Below are 16,594 nucleotides of genomic sequence, written 5' to 3' on the forward strand. Positions count from 1 at the left end.
GGGCGACGTGGGCACACCTCGCATCTTGCTTCGCAAAGCACTCTGCCATCAAGCATCGCGTATCATCAGAAGCGAGCGGCCGCGTGCGGCCAGAACCACGAAAATTCGGCCCAGACCGCTTAAGGAGGAAAAACGGGTCAGTACCGCTGTAATTCCGCCCCACTTCACATTTGCACCGGGGCAGCAAACGGGCACGGGAACATGAACCTGGATCGCCTGGTTTCATTCCTGCCGGGGCTCGGATCGCGATGAGAGGTGTCGTTCGGTGCAGCCGGTATTGTCGCTGCCGAAGCGGTATCGCGGCAATGGCAACGCGGGCGCCCGTTCACGGCAGCAAGGTCAGAACCAGCGGTGATACGCCCTCGATGTACCATTTGACGGCAATGATCGCCGCCGCTGCGCTGCTTGCGTTGACGGCAAACCGGAGTTTGCTGGCACGGCGACCGCGATCATCGGCGCTGATCTCCATCACCGCGGCCATTGTCACGAAAATCACGACCTGCCAGCGCGTTTCAACATACTGGAACGTCGCGCGCGCGGCTGCCCCGCAAAGGGCGAATGCAATCGCCGTAACGAAAAAGCGCATTGATGATAGTAATTGCTGCACCGCGGCATTCTAGGAACTATGGGCCGGATACGCAACGCCGCTTATCGCGTCGCACGCGATGGCCGCCCTATTGATAGCACCAAAACATTTACACCGATCGATCATGTTTGACGGGACGCTCGTCGCTTTCTGGACCACAAAATCCGGCGCAGACATTGCGCGCTGTTGCGGTGCCAGCGAGGCGAGCAAGGCACCGCTAGTTCTGTTGGCTGAAAGCGCCAAACGTCACCGGGACGGCCAGCAGGAACGGCAGCTCGGGGGAGGCAATGCGCGATTCGCTTCCGTTCTCATGAATCAGCACGACCCGTCCGACCCCAGGTGTGGCGACCACCGCCGATACGGTATCAACCCACTGATGAAGAACCTCGCGAACCCGGGCCAACGCCTCAGCTTCGCGGGTTGTCGTGCCGGAAGCTTCCAGTTCAGCCTCGAGGTCGACGATACGGCTGGTAGCAGCATCGATACGGTCGGCGTCGTTCGGATCAGTCATCGCAGCTCTCCTTGCGTCTCAGCCTTAGGAGCCCGGCGGCGCGCCCGACAAGCAAAGGGACGGCCCCATCGCTGCGGCGTTGATCTCATACGCCGCTCGAAGCGCGGATTGATCGGCCGGGGTCGCACCCTGGGCAGTTGCGCCCTGCAGCGCTGACGTGCAGGCTTCACATATGGCGAAGCAAAAACTGGACAAGCTCCGCCCGCGCAGGGTCACCGCACCAGTTCTGGCATTAACGCTTATAGCGGGCCGCATCAGCGGCCGTGCCATGCTGAATTGATCCAGCATGCTCACGGATGCAGCGCCGCTCGGCGGCCCATTCCCGCTCGCCAGGCATGCCTTTTACAGCGGGTTATCCAGCTGGATGATCGCCTCGTCGCTGGCACGCTGGGTGGTCTTGAGCTGGCGCGCGGCCTTGAAGCTGGCGAGCACCGGCGCGTCACGCTCGTAGATGTCGTTGAACGCCTGCAGCGTCCCGTCGATCGAACGGGCGAAGGTGAAGTAGGTGAGATAGACCGGGAAGGTCCGGGTCATCGCCACTTTCTTGTACTCGCCCGCGCGCGACAGTTCGGCGGCATCGGTGCCGGACATGCCGGCGCCCAGGATTGCCATCGTCATGCCCAGTTCCACCGCGCGCTCGGTGCGGATGCAGCCGTGGCTGAAGGCACGCACGTCGGAGTTGAAGTAGGACTTCGCGGGCGTGTCGTGCAGGTAGATCGCATGCGGGTTAGGCATGTCGATCTTCATGAGGCCAAGCGCATTGCTGGGACCAGGCTGCTGAACGACGGTGATCATCCCGTTCTCGGCCTTGTAGCCCTTGTACCCGTTGTTGGCGGCCCACTTCGGGTTGTTCATGACCTTGGCGCCCAGCCCTTCGCCCTTGACGATCGACTGCGGCACCGTCCAGGTCGGGTTGAACACGACCGCGCTGACCGTCTCGGCCAGCTGCGGGGTGGCGGTACGACCAGGCTTGCCCACCACCGTCTTGTAAGTGCGCAGGATCTTGTTCTTGACCACCAGGCGCAGCTGGAATTCCGGCACGTTGGTCATCAGGTAGACGGTCCCGAGATCGCGGGCGAGCCAGCGCCAGCGGTCCATGTTGGCCTGGATCAGCGCGCGGCGATCCTTCTGCGCCATCGGCGTGGCGTTGAGCGCATCCTTGAGCGCGGCATAATCCGGGTTGGTCGGCGCGAGCTTGGCGACGACACCGGCAACGTCATGGTCGGACAGCGCCTGCGCCATAATCTGCTGGGTGGGCATGGTGTCCTGGTCGGGATCGACCGCGAACCACTGGACGCGCGCAGGCATCGGCGTGCGGCCGTCGCGCAGGTCCTCGATCAGCCAGGCGAAGACGCGGCTCGCGAGCGCGTCGAGCGCATCGCCCTCACCCTTGGCGATGGCGGCCTTGAGCGCGGCGGGCTGGTAGTCGGCCGGGATCAGGCCTTCCTTGCCGATGTAGCCGATCGTGGAGAGCAGCGCCTGCGCATCCGACACAGTCCAGGGCATGACAGGCTCGGCCAGCGTCACTTCCTGCACGATGGGAGAGGAGACAGTCGGCGCCTGTACCGGCACGGCGCCCGGGGCAGAGGAGGGCTGCGCGGTGGGGACCGCAGCGGGGCGAACCGGCCTCGCGGTCGCAGGGGCCGTGGGTGTCGGCGTCGCGACGGTCGGCGGGAGCAGGTCCTCGGGCAACTTCTCGGTCTTGATCTTCTGCGCCTGAACCGGCTGCACGCCGACAGCCAGAAGCGTCAGCGCCGAGACGACGCTGGAACCGAAGCGCTTGAAACTCACCATATTGCCTTGAAACCTGCCCGATGGAGACCTTGGGGGGAAGACGCGCGGCGCTCTCCAAGGTTGCCGCCACGCCGCATAGATGTGCCCGTTTACGCGCCATTCTTCAAGGATGCGACATGTCCCGGCGATGAATTGCTTGCGCACAACCTTGCGCCGGGCGAGAGGCGCAGGCGTCATGCGTGCCGCTTTCACCCCCAACCCGCCTGCTTTGCCCGTGCTGGCCCCGGTCCTGGCCGTGGTCGCCGGGATCGCCGCATTCAGCGTCATGGATGCCGCGATGAAGGCCGCCTCGCTGGTTCTCGGCGTCGGCACGGCGCTGCTCCTGCGCAACCTGTTCGGAACGCTGCTGACGATCCCGCTGTGGCTGGCCAAGGGCCGCCCGACGCCGACCCGCAAAGTGGCACTGTTCCACTTCCAGCGCTCTTGCGTCACCTCGGTGATGGCGGCGCTGTTCTTCTACGGCCTCGTGCGCATCCCGATGGCCGAGGGCATGGCGATCTCGTTCTTCGCGCCGATCATCGCGCTCTATTTCGCGGCGCTGCTGCTGGGCGAGACGATCCGGCCGCGCGCTATCTTCGCCGCCCTGCTCGGCCTTGTCGGCATGGTGGTGATCGGTGCTGACCGCTTCGGAGCCGGGCAGTACGGGGCCGAAGCGGTCAAGGGCACCGCCGCCATCGTGCTCTCCGCGGTATTCTATGCACTCAACCTCGTCATGCAGCGCAAGCAGGCCCTGCTCGCAGGGCCCGTGGAGATCGCGCTGTTCCAGAATCTCAATGTCACGGTGCTGTTCGCCCTGTTCGCCCCGTTCTACTGGACCATGCCCGATGCCGCGAGCCTTGCATGGACGCTGCTCGGCGCCGTGCTCGCCACCATCGCGCTGCTGTTCCTGTCCTGGGGCTATGCGCGGGCCGAGGCGCAGGTGCTCGTGCCGGTCGAGTACACCGGGTTTCTCTGGGCCGCGCTCATGGGCTGGATGGTGTTCGGCGAACGCCCCGGGCTCGGGATCGTGGCAGGTGCGGCATTGATCGTGACGGGTTGCTGGATCGGCACGCGCCCCGCCCAAAACAACACCTAAGTCTAGCCTCGCGCGCCCTTGACCTTGGGCCGCCGAGAGCCCACGTCCGGGACTAGAGATTTCCGCCTGTCGCACTGCAACACGACGCAGCAAATCGTGTTGTCCCCGAGGCAGGCTCTACACAAAAGGGGATAAAGCCCACCATGACACAGGTCGGACAGGACTCGCTCGGCACCCGCAGCACCATGACCGTCGGCGGCAAGACCGTCGCTTACTACTCGCTAGGCAAGGCATCCGAGAAACTGGGCGATGTTTCCCGCCTCCCCTTCTCGATGAAAGTGCTGCTCGAGAACCTGCTGCGCTTCGAGGACGGCGGCTTCACCGTCGGCACCGAGCATATCCAGGCCGTAGTGGACTGGCAGAAGAACCCCGTCACCGGCGAGGAAATCCAGTACCGCCCGGCCCGCGTTCTCCTCCAGGACTTCACTGGCGTCCCCTGCGTGGTCGATCTTGCCGCCATGCGCGATGCGATCGCCAAGCTCGGCGGCGACACCAGCAAGATCAACCCGCTGGTCCCGGTGAACCTCGTCATCGATCACTCGGTCATGGTCGATGAATTCGGCCACCCCAAGGCCTTCGAAGAGAACATGGAGATCGAGTACGCCCGCAACATGGAGCGCTACGACTTCCTCAAGTGGGGCTCCAAGTCGCTCTCCAACTTCTATGCGGTGCCGCCGGGCACCGGCATCTGCCACCAGGTCAATCTGGAGAACATCGCGAAGACCGTGTGGTCGAGCGAGGACCAGAACGGTGAACTGGTCGCCTATCCCGATACCTGCGTCGGCACCGACAGCCACACCACGATGGTCAACGGGCTCGGCGTACTGGGCTGGGGCGTCGGCGGGATCGAGGCCGAGGCCGCGATGCTCGGCCAGCCGGTGTCGATGCTGATCCCCGAAGTCGTCGGCTTCAAGTTCGTGGGCGAGCTGAAGGAAGGCGTCACCGCCACCGATCTCGTGCTCACCTGCACCTCGATGCTGCGCAAGCACGGCGTCGTCGGCCGCTTCGTCGAGTACTTCGGCCCCGGCCTCGCCTCGCTCAGCCTCGCCGACCGCGCGACGCTCGCCAACATGGCCCCCGAATACGGCGCGACCTGCGGCTTCTTCGGCATCGACGGCAAGACGCTGGACTACCTGCGCCTGACCGGCCGCGAGGAAGAGCAGATCGCCCTCGTCGAGGCTTATGCCAAGGAGCAGGGTTTCTGGATGGAGCCGGGCGCGCCCGATCCGATCTTCTCCAGCACGCTGGAGCTGGACCTGTCGACCGTCGTGCCCTCGCTCGCCGGTCCCAAGCGCCCGCAGGACTGGGTCGCCCTTCCCGAAGTGGACGACGTGTTCAACGCCGATATGGCCGCGACGTACAAGAAGACCCCGCAGCGCGTCCCCGTCGAAGGCAAGGACTTCGACATCGGTGACGGCGACGTCATGATCGCGGCGATCACCAGCTGCACCAACACCTCGAACCCGAGCGTTCTTGTGGCCGCCGGTCTCGTCGCCAAGAAAGCGGACGAGCTGGGTCTGAAGCCCAAGCCCTGGGTCAAGACCAGCCTCGCGCCGGGATCGCAGGTCGTCACCGACTATCTCAACAAGGCGGGCCTGCAGGCGCACCTCGACAACATCGGCTTCAACCTCGTCGGCTACGGCTGCACCACCTGTATCGGCAACTCCGGCCCGCTGGCCGAGCCGATCAGCAAGGCGATCAACGACAACGGCCTCGTCGCCAGCGCGGTGATCTCGGGCAACCGCAACTTCGAGGGCCGTGTCTCGCCCGACGTGCGCGCCAACTTCCTCGCCTCGCCGCCCCTGGTCGTCGCTTACGCTCTCAAGGGCACCGTGGTGGAGGACTTCCTCACCACCCCGATCGGCAAGAGCAAGGACGGCGTGGATGTGTTCCTCAAGGACATCTGGCCCACCAACCTCGAAGTCGCCGAGACGATGACCGCCGCCGTCGACCGCCAGATGTTCCAGGCCCGTTACGCCGACGTCTACAAGGGCGACAAGCACTGGCAGGCGATCAACGTGGTCGGCTCGGAAACCTACAAGTGGCGCGCCGGGTCCACCTATGTTGCCAACCCGCCCTACTTCGAGGGCATGGAGATGACCCCGGCGCCGGTGACCGACATCATCGAGGCCAAGCCGCTGCTGATCCTGGGCGATTCGATCACCACCGACCACATCTCGCCGGCAGGGTCCATCAAGGCCGACAGCCCGGCGGGCAAGTGGCTGATGGAGCACCAGGTCGCCAAGGCGGACTTCAACTCCTACGGCTCGCGCCGCGGCCACCACGAAGTGATGATGCGTGGCACGTTCGCCAATATTCGCATCCGCAACGAGATGGTCCCCGGCATCGAAGGCGGAATGAGCCGCTTCGGCGAGGAGCCTGGCGCGGTCTACGACGTCGCGCAGAAGTACAAGGCGCAAGGCACGCCGCTGGTGGTCATCGCCGGCAAGGAATACGGCACCGGCTCCTCGCGCGACTGGGCGGCCAAGGGCACCAACCTGCTGGGCGTGCGCGCGGTCATCGTCGAAAGCTTCGAGCGCATCCACCGCTCCAACCTCGTCGGCATGGGCGTGCTGCCGCTGCAGTTCAAGGACGGCGAGAGCCGCCACAGCCTGGCCCTCAACGGCGACTGCGCCTTCACCATCAAGGGCGTTGCCAGCCTGAAGCCGCGCCAGGACGTGGAAGTCGAGGTGACCCGCCCCGACGGCACCCAGTTCACGTTCATCGCGCTGTGCCGCATCGATACCGCCAACGAGGTCGAATACTTCAACAACGGCGGCATCCTGCAGTACGTGCTGCGCAACCTCGCCGCGAGTTGATCCGACCCGGCGCGTCGGATGCCGAAACGAAAACCCCGCCTGGCGCGATCCAGGCGGGGTTTTTTATGCTGCCTCGCGGCACCTCAAAAATAGATATCGATGTAATCCGTCAGGCTGTCACACCATTCGAATTCGCGCAGCCGGTAATACTTGCGATTCTGTGTTATCGCAAAATGCCAGATTTTCGTCTTATCGCACTGGCGTCCGGCATCGGGCGTATCGGTGATGGCGATGCGGCCCTCGAAAGTGAAATAGTCTGCGCCAATCTCGGAGATGGTGCCGTCGAGGAACAGACGCCCGGCCCCGCCCGCTTCGGCCTGTGCACCGCGCAGCTTCCAGACGCCATCGTCCTGCCGCACCACTGCCGTGCCGCGCGTGTTCCAGTCGATCCACTGCAGCGCCAGCCCCTTGTTCGCCGCTAACCGCTGCGCGCTCTTCGCGTCGAGGATGCGGGTGGGCTGCGGCGTACTTTGGGCGGAAATGGACGGACCGAGCGGAATCAGCAGGCCGGCGAGCAGAAGGGAGCGAATACGCATCCCCTGACATTACGGGGCTCAGCGCCGACATGGAAGACCTTGCGCTTGCACGCTTGCCCACGGGCGGTTCGTCGCAAGTCAATCCCGTCCGGCATTCGGGATCAGAGGTGCACGAAGCGGCCGCTCGCGCCGATCACAGGGCACGCATCCTCGTATCAGTTACACAGGATGGGCAACATAGTCGCTTCCGAGAAAAGCGCCCGGATTGTCGAGATCGAAAGCATCGATCGGCGATTCCTCGCCCGCAAGGTCGATCTGGTAAATCCGGTATCCTGAATCCCGAAAGAACTGGAAAATTGCTCCCGCCTTCTCGCGATTGGCCGCGGCAACATCCTTATCGATGGCTTCCCGATCGTCGCCCATATAATTCGGCAATACCTCAAAGAAGCAGATCGGCCGGGCGCGTGCGATCGTTTCGGACAAGCCCCGGAATACGCTCAGTTCGGCACCTTCGACACCGACCTTGATAATGGCCGGCGCGAGCACGTTCAGATCCTGCAACGCCCCGTCCCCTTTGCGCGCCGGAACGAACTGGGGCGGCACAGTGTCAACATACCGAGCCCTCGATTGCACATCGAGCGTCCCCATTTCATCGTAAGCCCCCTCCGCGTAGAACGGCAGGAGGCAATCACTGTCGCTGAGCGCAACGCCGACCACCGTCACGTTACGAAGGGCGTTGTCCTTGATGAAAAGCTGAGCGAGCGCGCAACATGCAGACTGCGGCTCGAATCCGACATATTCTCTGTCCGCGTCGATCGACAGGATGCGCAGCAACGTCTGCCCCTTGTTCACTCCGACATCAACGATCGGGCCAGCCCGCGAAGCCATCGCGGCGCCCAGTGGCTTGGCAAGGTACGGCTCGGGCCCCATTTCGACGGCAAACTGGCTTGGAAGGTAGCCCTTCACGCGGTAGCGACGGGTACCAATGGAAATCTGACTGCCGAGTTCCCGAGCAAGGCGCGCAAAGTGAAAACGCAAGCTTTGCAACTTCATTAGCTCTGATGCCGGGAAATTGTTCATCCGGCTCGCTGGATACCAGCCCTGAAAATGGCCGGGTACTGGGACAATCAACCACGTTGTCACTGCCGTTTTGCGACCGTAGCGCGGGCTCATCGCATTATCACCAGTGTGTATATTGGTGACATGATAACTGACGATGATGACCGTTCTCGTAAATCGGATGTCATCCAGGCAGCGGCTTCGCGCTGCGGCGCCCGCGAATTGCGAACCTCCAGACCAGCAGCCTTCCCTTGCACAAGGGCGCGTCGCCAGCACGCCTTGTCAAACTGCCGCCCAGTGCCTGATCTCCTCCGCCAGCCCACGCGGCATGTGCTGCGGCAAGTCATCCAGGGCGAAGAAGCACGCCTCAACGATTTCGCGCCCATCGGCGCGCGGCTCGCCGCGGGCGGCCCCGCGCACGACCCGCACAACATTGCGGCTGCCGTGCAGTTCCTCGGTGCTCACTGTCAGCAAGCGCGCGCCAACGAGTGCGCAGCCGGTCTCCTCCAGAGTTTCACGCACCGCAGCGGCGACCGGGTCCTCGCCGGATTTGAGGCCGCCTCCAGGCGGCATCCATTTGTCCGAGCCATAGGAATGGCGTACCAGCAGGATGCGCTCATCCGCATCGAGCGCCAGTATGCGCACCCCGTCGAGGCGCGGACGCCATACGCGCCAGACCTTCACGCGTATCGCATGCGCCGCCCGGTAGAGCGCCCGGTGCAGCGGCGCGGGCAAACGGATCAGCAGAAGCAAGTGACTTTCGCGCTAGTTGTACGCAGCAGGCGGGCGACGGGCAGGTCATGCTCCCCGGCAATCGCCGCGTCGAATACCGCGCGCTTGTCGGCACCCCGGATGACGAACACGATCTCGTCGCTATCGATGAGCGAGGGGATGGTGAGGCTCACCCGATCAAACGGCGCCTCGGGAGGGAGCGGATCGGGGGTTAGCCGACGAACCGGCAGCGCATCATCGACCTGGGGGTCGGTATTGGGGAACAGCGAGGCGATATGACCATCGCCGCCCATCCCCAGCCATGCGATGGCGAAATGCGGCGGCGTCGCATCCTCGGTCAGCGGGACGATCCTCGCACCGGCGGGCTCGAGCCGGGCGCGGATCTTGCCAACGTTGCTGGCGGGATGGTCCTCGGCAACGATGCGGTCATCGCCCGGCCACACCGCAATGCGCGGCCACGGGAGATCCTCGGCCGCAAGCCGCTCGAAGATCGGGAAAGGCGTGGAGCCGCCCGGCACGGTCACGGCGATCTCGGTAGATATAGCCAGCGCACTGCGCAGGCGCGCGGCAAACCAGGTGGCGATGGCAGCGTCGTCGGCGCCTTCGATCATTTCGACGTTGAGCATAGGGAGCGCCCTAGCACTCCGCCGCTCGCTGCGGAATGGGCCAAGCGAGATTCTCGCGCAGGAACCGGGCGCGCTGCTCGGCTTGGTCGGCCCGGTCGTCGATAATACCGTCAGTGGCGTTATCGCCGGCTTCTCCGGCCGATTGGCTTCTCCCGCCCTTCCTGAACCCCTTGCAAGCCGCGCGGCACCCTTGCGAAGCTCCTGACATCTGGTTGCATGTGCGGCTTGATCGGATCCGGCCCGGCACAGTTCGTTGTATCGCTTACCCGTAGGGATGATGCATCGCCTCGCCGCCCCAGCTACGAGCTCCCGCGCCACGTGATGCTCCGGCAATCGTCAGGACCGAGGTTTCCCCTCCTGACGTCGTCATGCTATCGTCTCATTGCCAGACGACGGAGTTTTTGTGGCCGCCAAGTTCGCGCGATCAGGCACGAGCGGCAATGCGGCCTTTAGCCATACGCGCGCCAGGACGAGAAGCATGGAGATTGCCAAGGACAAGGTGGATGAAGCCATACTCGCATTGCTTTGGCTCAACCAGCACGTAACGGGCGTGGCGTGGAAAGGCTTCGACTGGGCAACGATGAACCGCCTTCACGAGCGCGGGCTCATTTCCGACCCCGCACGGCGACGCAAGTCGGTGTGGTTCACCGAGGAGGGTGATGCCGCTGCGGAAAACGCGTTCAGATCGCTGTTCAGCTCTGGAAATGACGAAACTTCCGGGTCAGAAACGACGCCGTAGTCGAGGAAAGGCACCCAATGGCGGCTTTGGAGACCGAGAGCGAGGTCATCGCAGTGACCGGCTATGCGGCAGTGCGGCAGGCGTTCAACGACGTTCTTGACTTGTGTGTCGTCAAGCTGACGCAGGCTGATCGCAGGTTCGCGTGGGAGGTCCTCGATCTCGGCGGCCTCGATGAAGATGACACGGCGGCCATAGAAATGCTGAGCGACACCGCTCTGTTCTCGCGGCGCGATCCGCTACGCGCGCGCCGCGCTATCGACCGGATCGCCGGCAAGCTGCCGGTCAAGCGCGATCCACTCAAATCCGCGATCGCTGCGCGCCTGCCTGCAGCCATTTTCTCGATCTTTCGCGTGATCGGTCGTCACAAGGACGGGGGTGTACACGCACTGGATTTGCTGGATCGCCAGCGCCCCATCCATATCATGGATCATGCGCTAGCCCAGCAGGTACAAGTGATCGGCGAAGTGCTGATAGCGGGTCGCTTCGTGGACCTTGGCCCCTGGTATGTCGGCTTCGGGATCGTCGTTCCTTTGCGCAAAAGTGAAAGCCTTGCGATCATGCTCGCACTTTCCGCAAGTGATGGCGGTCCCGACGAGATCGAGGAGAAGCGTCACGATCTGCATGAACTGATTTACCAGTCGCACCTGATGGGTGAGGATCTGGTCATGCGCGCCGTTGAACCCATGATCTCCGCCATCGCGATGGGTATCGACATGGAAGAGGATTTCGACGCGGCGATGAAATCCCTGGCACCGGTCTTCCCTTCGCGGCGCACCGGTGGGCAGGCCGACAATAAGAACGCCAACGACAGGTGAACCCGCTTGAGCAGCGATATCAGGACCGAGCTCGAGAGGCTCAGCCACGCAGCACTGATTGACCTCATTGACGGCCATGCACGCGACGACGACCGGTTCAAGACCTGGCTCGCGGCGCAACTGGCTATCCAGAACTCGCTGAATGACGGTGCCGGGCTGGATCCGGCACCATTCGAAGCGCGGATTGCCGCATTGCTCGCGCCACCGTTCGTGGAATTCCGAGGAGGCTATCGGCACGATACCCTGTTCGAAGTCGACTACGAAGCACTCGATGAACTGGTTGCGCAGGCGAACACATTGCTTACCGCGAAAGACGGTGTCAGTGCGCTGGCGATCCTGATCCCTCTGGCGCGAGGGCTCGCCGAGGTCGCAGGCAATTGCGACGAGCGCGATGGCTGCTTCGAGGACCTGCTGGCGATTCTCAACGAGCGGATTGCGGTTGCCGTTCTTCTCGAGAGCGTCACCCGGGAGTCCTGCGACGATGCCTGCGACTCGCTCAGCCGCTGCCAGCACGAAATTGCCAAATACAGCGATAGCGGTGCATTCGAGCTGGCCATCGCCGCCGCTTCGCGCCGATGGGACGACCCCGGCCTCGATGATCTCCTGGCCGGTCGTGGCTCGACCTGGCCGCTGATCGGCAGCAGCGATGCCGATGAGGAGCGGCTTACCGCAGTCCGGCTATCGGCGCTGGACGTGATGGATCGCCACCAGGAGTTCCTGCGTTTTTCATCCGCCGCGAAGCATTTCCCAGCGCATGCAGGAATGCTGGTACGCCTTGACCGGATCGAGGACGCCATGGACGTTGCCAGAACCCATTTGCGCGCGCCCGAAGATGTTCTCGGACTTGCCAAGGCCGTGTGGGACACCGGGCGGTGTGACGTCGCGCTCGATCTTGGCGGCTAGGGCCTGTCGATGCCGCCTGATCCCGATACGGCGGTCCACACAAGCGCTCACGCATGGCTGACGCTGTGTCGCTGGGTGCGAGATCGGGCGGCGCTCGCAGGTCAGCCCGCAAAGGCGGTGTTAGCCGCCATCGGCGCGTTTGAAACGAGCCTGGCCCGCGAGGATTTTAGAGCGACTGCGAAAATCTGCGAGCCCCATCAGTGGGACACAGTGCGAGAAGAACTGCTCGGTCGCCTGATCGCCGCCGCTTACGCCGTCGACCGCATCGACATCCTGCTTGATGAAGGTAGGCTCGATGACGCGATCGCAAGCATCGAACACGCCAACCCACGATTGCATTATGCCCGCGACGAAGCGCTCGTTAGGCTAACCAATGCCGCGCTCAAGGCCCGCCCTGAATGGGCTGCCGGTTTTGCGGTGAAGATGGCGTCCCCCATCATCGAGAGCGGGCACTCGAGCCGATACGACCTTGCCGCTTTCTGGCTCGAGCGGGCTGCGTGCGGGTTCATAACGCTCGGCAGAACCGCCGAGTGGCATCACTATCTCGACGAGTTGATGACGACGCATCGACGCAAGCACAGGCTGATGGGCTTTCTCAGATCCTTACGCTCGCGCTCGTGAAGCGCCGTGCGCCGAGCCACCCCCGTCGAGCGTGCGGATCAGACGTTGCTGCCCCGGCGCCGGGCATTGAAAGGTGCGGCGGGGATCGTCTGTGAGGCAAAGTGTTTTGCGCCTCGCCCCAACTGATCTGGGCGTACCCCATTCGGCGAATATTGCCTGCGCGGCAATGTTGATGTCCGGCGCCGGTACCAGTACTTCTGGCGGCGCGGGTGCCGTGAGACAGGGGTACGTCACAGGCCGGGGGTCAACGGCGACAGGCGCACCTCGAAGTAGCGGGCCCTTACTCGTTGAGGTGTTCCACCACCCGCCCCCTCTCCTTCCGACTCGTCTGGTGCGCGCCTGACGGGGCTCCGCCTGGATGCCCTCACAATTCCGGCCCATGCCCAGGCCAGTGACCTACGTGACGACTTGGCAACTTGTCTGCTCGGTACGAAAGCCTGCACAAAACGAAATGGCCGGGGCGGTATGCCGCCCCGGCCATCCCACTCTTAGTCTGCGTTCCCGAAAAAGATCAGGAGCCGTTCGACTTGTTATCATCGTCAGCGATGACGTAGATGCCAGCGCCTACCGCAGCCACGCCAAGAGCGGCGAGAATGATGGTGCCGGATTCAGCGTTGTTCTTCTTCTTAACAACGGACGACTGACGAGCGCCAACGCCGCTGAGGTTGGAAATCTTACCAACCGAAGCCGAAGCGGTGGTGCCAGCCTGGGCCGCCACAGGAGCGGCAACCATCGCCGCGACGCTCAGAGAGAGCAGAGTTTTCTTGATCATAAATATCCTTTCGACGTCGAGAAAGGGATCCTCACTGCCGCCCTGATTTCACCGAAGTGACCTGCAGCATACATTCAAGTTGGCCGGGAAGATCGGACACTATTCGCTGCAGTGCACAATGGGTGCGGAAAGGTCCATCGCAACTCAAGCGCGCATGGATAAAGCGTGCTCTGCCAGCGATGAATCGCTGTGCATATTTTGAATTAGCTAAAGATCACGGCAAAATTAGCGTGTGAAAAGTAGATCCTCGATCAGAGGAAAAAATGGGTTTCTGCCTAATTTGGCATAATCCGCTGCGCTTTTTCGCCGAAGAAGGATATGTGTGAAAGTCTTGCAGGCGGTAGATCCTTAAAATTTGTAAAGTCAATATTTTTGCCGGATATGTGCGTTGTTGGTGTTCCAGCAAATGGACACGCCCATGTCGCCCCGCAGGAAATGCGCCCATTTGTGTATTGAAATTTCAGCGGCAACTTGCGTCAGCCTATTGGTTACTGGCGCGGCCACGACCACAGTGCTTCTGCAACACGCAGGTCAAATATCGTAAATGCGCGAGGAGCGCGCACGGCCGGGGCCGGCGATATCATCCGGGATGCCCACCGCCGCGCTCACGCCCTCGGCGAACCGCATGGCAATAGCGACGCCGCCTGCGCCTTCGATCATTTCGCTCTGAGCGCGGGGAGCGCCGTGGCGCTCCCTTGCCCACTGCGGAATGGGTCAGGCGAGAATTTCACGCAGGAACCAGGCGCGCTGCTCGGCCTGGTCAGTCCAGTCGTCGATGATCCCGTCGGTGGCGTTGTCGCCGGCTTCACCGGCCAATTCCTTGGTCGCCTTCAGGGTCGCGACATAGGCGGTATTGTCCTCGAACAACGCCTTGACCATCGCCATCGCGTCGAGGCTGGTGTCGTCCTCGTCCTTGATGGTGGCCTTGGCGCCGATCGCCCCGATCGAGGTCAGGGTTTTGCCGCCGAGCTTGCGCACCCGCTCGGCGATGAGGTCGGTCAGGCCGAAGATCTCGGTCGCATGGGCATCGAACAGCAGATGCAGGTCATGGAACTGCGGGCCCCGGACATGCCAGTGAAAATTCTTGGTCTTCACGTAGAGCGCGAAAGTGTCCGCCAAAAGCCCGTTGAGGCTGTCAATGAGCGCGGCCTGCGAGTTGTCCTTGGACGTCATGTTTGGATTCCCTCGATTTGTCGTGTTGTGAACAGAACTAAGCCCAAGAAACGCGATTGGAAAGCATAGGTTCGATTGCAAAAATCGATCACAGAATGCCGATTTGCCGGAGGAACACGGTGATCGCCGTGACCAGCAGTACGGCGCCGACCACCCGGCGCATCCCATGCGCCACCGGCGTCGCCAGAAGGTCGGGCCTCGCCCACGCAAAAGCGACAAGCATCGTGCCTCCTATAGCTCCGGCGGCTCCTGCCGGCCATGGACCGGCAAGTCCCACACCCATGCCAAAAACGAGAAAGCGCGGCGCATCTGTGAGCTGATGCGCCAGCAATACCAGTGCGAGCGCGCCAAGCGAGCTGGTCGGCTCGCGCGGATCGCGGCGGGGCGCTAGCACCATGGATTCAAGCCCGGCCATACCGAGGGCGATGGCCGCGAAAATGGTGCGCGCGGGCGGCGGTAACTGGACGAGCATGAGCGCAGCCGCATAGGCCGCCAGCGTCGCTGTCGCGATGCTGGTGAGGATTGCCACGACCAGCACGGCCGGACGCCGTCCCTGACCGAGCGCGAGCCCGGCGATCGTGACTTGATCACGCGCGCCGAGCCCCGCCAGCAGGACGGCCAGAAAGGTGAGGTAGAAAGCGGGCATTAGGCCTGTACCATGCCCGCGTCCGGCACTCCGGGCGAGCCCTCTCAGCCCGCCTTCTGGCAGGCGACGATCGCTGTGATCACATTGGCGGTATCGGCCGGATCACGCACGCAGACGGTGTCGAGGCCCATCGCCTTGGCCGGATAGTCGTTGCCGCCCGGGAAGATCGCATCGCCGATGAACAGCATGTCGGCTTCCGCCACCCCGCTGCGCTCGGCAAGGCGGCGCAGACCCCAGGCCTTGTCGACGCCGGGCTGAGTCACATCCACCGAAGTCGCACCGCCGAGGTTGATCGACACGCCCGGAAGGCGCTTGATGAGATCAGCCTGGATCACCTTACGCTTGGCGAAGTCCGGATCCCAGTGCTCCTTCGCCTCCAGCGGGGCCTGCTGGCCCAGTGCCGAGAAGGTGATCTGGCTGCCGCGATCCTCGATACGCTCACCCCAGGTCTCCTCGGGCGTGAAGCCGGTGGCGGCGAGCGAGGCGTCGAACGCGTCGAGGATTTCTTGCTTCTGCTCCTCGGTGAACAGTTCGGCATAGACCGGCGACCACGCGCCGTCGCCATGCAGGTAGAGCTTGGCGCCGCTGGTCGGCATCATCCACAAGCGCGAGAGATCGGCATGCGCGGGGAGACGGCTGGCGACCTGCTTGTCGAACTGCGGCCAGTCGCCGCCCGAAATGACGGCCACCTGCGCAACGGTGAGCAACTGAGCGAGAAGCTCCGCCATCTCCTCCGTCAGCGGCTGCTTGCTCAGCGCCAGAGTACCGTCGAGATCGAACGCAACGATTTTCTTCATTCGACATCCTTTAAGAACCGGTGAGAAACCCGATGATCAGAAGGTTCATGAAACGGCCTCCGTGATATCGCAGAAACCGACCTTGTGATGACCAATCGGCCGTACACTGCCATGCCCCGCCATTGGGAAACTTTGAGGTCAGGCACAAGCGCCTTTCGCTCAACGCCTATTGGTTGACGGCACCGGCGAGCTTGCCCACTTTCTGCACGCCCGCAACCGTGGTGATCATGATGTCGTCGCCGTCGACGACGACGATCACGTCCTCCAGCCCGATCACCGAGACGCGGGGGCCGTCGCTGTCGACCAGCACACCCCGGCAATCGACCAACTCGACCGTGCCCGAACCGCGCACCGAATTGCCGTCGGCGTCAGTCTCCAGCGCCTCGTGCAGCGCCTGCCAGTTGCCGATGTCGGACCAGTCCATGTCGGCGGGCACCATCGCCGCGCGGG

The 16,594-nt window shown here is 63.3% G+C and carries 18 protein-coding genes and 1 pseudogene; 6 read left to right on the top strand and 13 right to left on the bottom strand.

Features of this window, described 5'->3' with window-relative positions:
- Positions 1-325 precede the first annotated feature (325 nt).
- The 3 genes from LH128_RS00655 to LH128_RS00665 all read right to left on the bottom strand — a co-directional run bounded on the left by LH128_RS00655 (position 326) and on the right by LH128_RS00665 (position 2,891).
- Positions 326-586 carry a hypothetical protein gene (locus tag LH128_RS00655; RefSeq protein ID WP_008827633.1) on the bottom strand — a complete coding sequence of 87 codons (261 nt, stop codon included), beginning with the start codon at positions 584-586 and terminating at the stop codon, positions 326-328.
- 217 nt (positions 587-803) lie between these two features.
- Complete coding sequence (locus tag LH128_RS00660; RefSeq protein ID WP_008827634.1) at positions 804-1,097, bottom strand: hypothetical protein; 294 nt, start codon at positions 1,095-1,097, stop codon at positions 804-806.
- Between the two features lie 342 nt (positions 1,098-1,439).
- Positions 1,440-2,891, bottom strand: coding sequence for a L,D-transpeptidase family protein (locus LH128_RS00665; RefSeq protein WP_008827635.1), 1,452 nt, complete (start codon positions 2,889-2,891; stop codon positions 1,440-1,442).
- A 175-nt stretch (positions 2,892-3,066) separates the two neighbouring features.
- Here LH128_RS00665 and LH128_RS00670 point away from each other — a divergent pair, with 175 nt between their 5' ends.
- Positions 3,067-3,966 carry a DMT family transporter gene (locus LH128_RS00670; RefSeq protein ID WP_008827636.1) on the top strand — a complete coding sequence of 300 codons (900 nt, stop codon included), beginning with the start codon at positions 3,067-3,069 and terminating at the stop codon, positions 3,964-3,966.
- 143 nt (positions 3,967-4,109) lie between these two features.
- Positions 4,110-6,785, top strand: coding sequence for an aconitate hydratase AcnA (gene acnA, locus LH128_RS00675; RefSeq protein WP_008827637.1), 2,676 nt, complete (start codon positions 4,110-4,112; stop codon positions 6,783-6,785).
- Positions 6,786-6,868: 83 nt separating this feature from the next.
- Here the strand turns inward: acnA and LH128_RS00680 are convergent, their stop codons facing one another.
- From LH128_RS00680 to LH128_RS00695, 4 genes are all read right to left on the bottom strand, one after another.
- Positions 6,869-7,321 carry a hypothetical protein gene (locus tag LH128_RS00680; protein ID WP_008827638.1) on the bottom strand — a complete coding sequence of 151 codons (453 nt, stop codon included), beginning with the start codon at positions 7,319-7,321 and terminating at the stop codon, positions 6,869-6,871.
- Positions 7,322-7,480: 159 nt separating this feature from the next.
- Positions 7,481-8,434, bottom strand: a complete 954-nt coding sequence (locus LH128_RS00685) for an FkbM family methyltransferase (protein ID WP_083910016.1) — start codon at positions 8,432-8,434, stop codon at positions 7,481-7,483.
- Positions 8,435-8,602: 168 nt separating this feature from the next.
- Complete coding sequence (locus tag LH128_RS00690; protein ID WP_008827640.1) at positions 8,603-9,073, bottom strand: NUDIX domain-containing protein; 471 nt, start codon at positions 9,071-9,073, stop codon at positions 8,603-8,605.
- The gene (locus tag LH128_RS00695) at positions 9,061-9,678 is read right to left on the bottom strand and encodes a 6-phosphogluconolactonase (protein ID WP_008827641.1); all 618 of its coding nucleotides are present in this window, start codon (positions 9,676-9,678) and stop codon (positions 9,061-9,063) included. Before LH128_RS00695 ends, LH128_RS00690 begins: the two co-directional genes overlap by 13 nt.
- 478 nt (positions 9,679-10,156) lie before the next feature.
- Here LH128_RS00695 and LH128_RS00700 point away from each other — a divergent pair, with 478 nt between their 5' ends.
- From LH128_RS00700 to LH128_RS00715, 4 genes are read left to right on the top strand one after another with little or no spacing between them, the layout of a single operon-like run.
- Positions 10,157-10,417, top strand: coding sequence for a DUF6429 family protein (locus tag LH128_RS00700; RefSeq protein WP_008827642.1), 261 nt, complete (start codon positions 10,157-10,159; stop codon positions 10,415-10,417).
- 17 nt (positions 10,418-10,434) lie between these two features.
- Positions 10,435-11,232 carry a hypothetical protein gene (locus tag LH128_RS31090; protein ID WP_008827643.1) on the top strand — a complete coding sequence of 266 codons (798 nt, stop codon included), beginning with the start codon at positions 10,435-10,437 and terminating at the stop codon, positions 11,230-11,232.
- A gap of 6 nt (positions 11,233-11,238) precedes the next feature.
- Entirely contained in the window at positions 11,239-12,135 is an 897-nt protein-coding gene (locus LH128_RS00710; RefSeq protein ID WP_037516833.1) for a hypothetical protein, read from the top strand.
- 9 nt (positions 12,136-12,144) lie between these two features.
- Entirely contained in the window at positions 12,145-12,756 is a 612-nt protein-coding gene (locus tag LH128_RS00715; protein ID WP_327195007.1) for a hypothetical protein, read from the top strand.
- Between the two features lie 511 nt (positions 12,757-13,267).
- Here LH128_RS00715 and LH128_RS00720 read toward each other — a convergent pair.
- From LH128_RS00720 to LH128_RS00740, 6 genes and pseudogenes are all read right to left on the bottom strand, one after another.
- Positions 13,268-13,528 carry a hypothetical protein gene (locus LH128_RS00720; protein WP_008827645.1) on the bottom strand — a complete coding sequence of 87 codons (261 nt, stop codon included), beginning with the start codon at positions 13,526-13,528 and terminating at the stop codon, positions 13,268-13,270.
- 531 nt (positions 13,529-14,059) lie between these two features.
- On the bottom strand, positions 14,060-14,188 hold the full coding sequence (locus LH128_RS34240) for a hypothetical protein (RefSeq protein ID WP_327195008.1): 129 nt from the start codon (positions 14,186-14,188) through the stop codon (positions 14,060-14,062).
- Positions 14,189-14,242: 54 nt separating this feature from the next.
- Positions 14,243-14,701, bottom strand: a complete 459-nt coding sequence (locus tag LH128_RS00725) for a Dps family protein (protein WP_008827646.1) — start codon at positions 14,699-14,701, stop codon at positions 14,243-14,245.
- Between the two features lie 88 nt (positions 14,702-14,789).
- Positions 14,790-15,347: a hypothetical protein gene (locus tag LH128_RS00730; protein ID WP_008827647.1), complete on the bottom strand. Its 558-nt coding sequence runs from the start codon at positions 15,345-15,347 to the stop codon at positions 14,790-14,792.
- Between the two features lie 44 nt (positions 15,348-15,391).
- Entirely contained in the window at positions 15,392-16,144 is a 753-nt protein-coding gene (locus LH128_RS00735; RefSeq protein WP_008827648.1) for an HAD-IIB family hydrolase, read from the bottom strand.
- Positions 16,145-16,310: 166 nt separating this feature from the next.
- Positions 16,311-16,594, bottom strand: a pseudogene (locus LH128_RS00740) (mannose-1-phosphate guanylyltransferase); the annotation flags it as partial.

The organism is Sphingomonas sp. LH128, assembly GCF_000293195.2.
In the GTDB taxonomy this organism is placed as follows: domain Bacteria; phylum Pseudomonadota; class Alphaproteobacteria; order Sphingomonadales; family Sphingomonadaceae; genus Novosphingobium; species Novosphingobium resinovorum_A.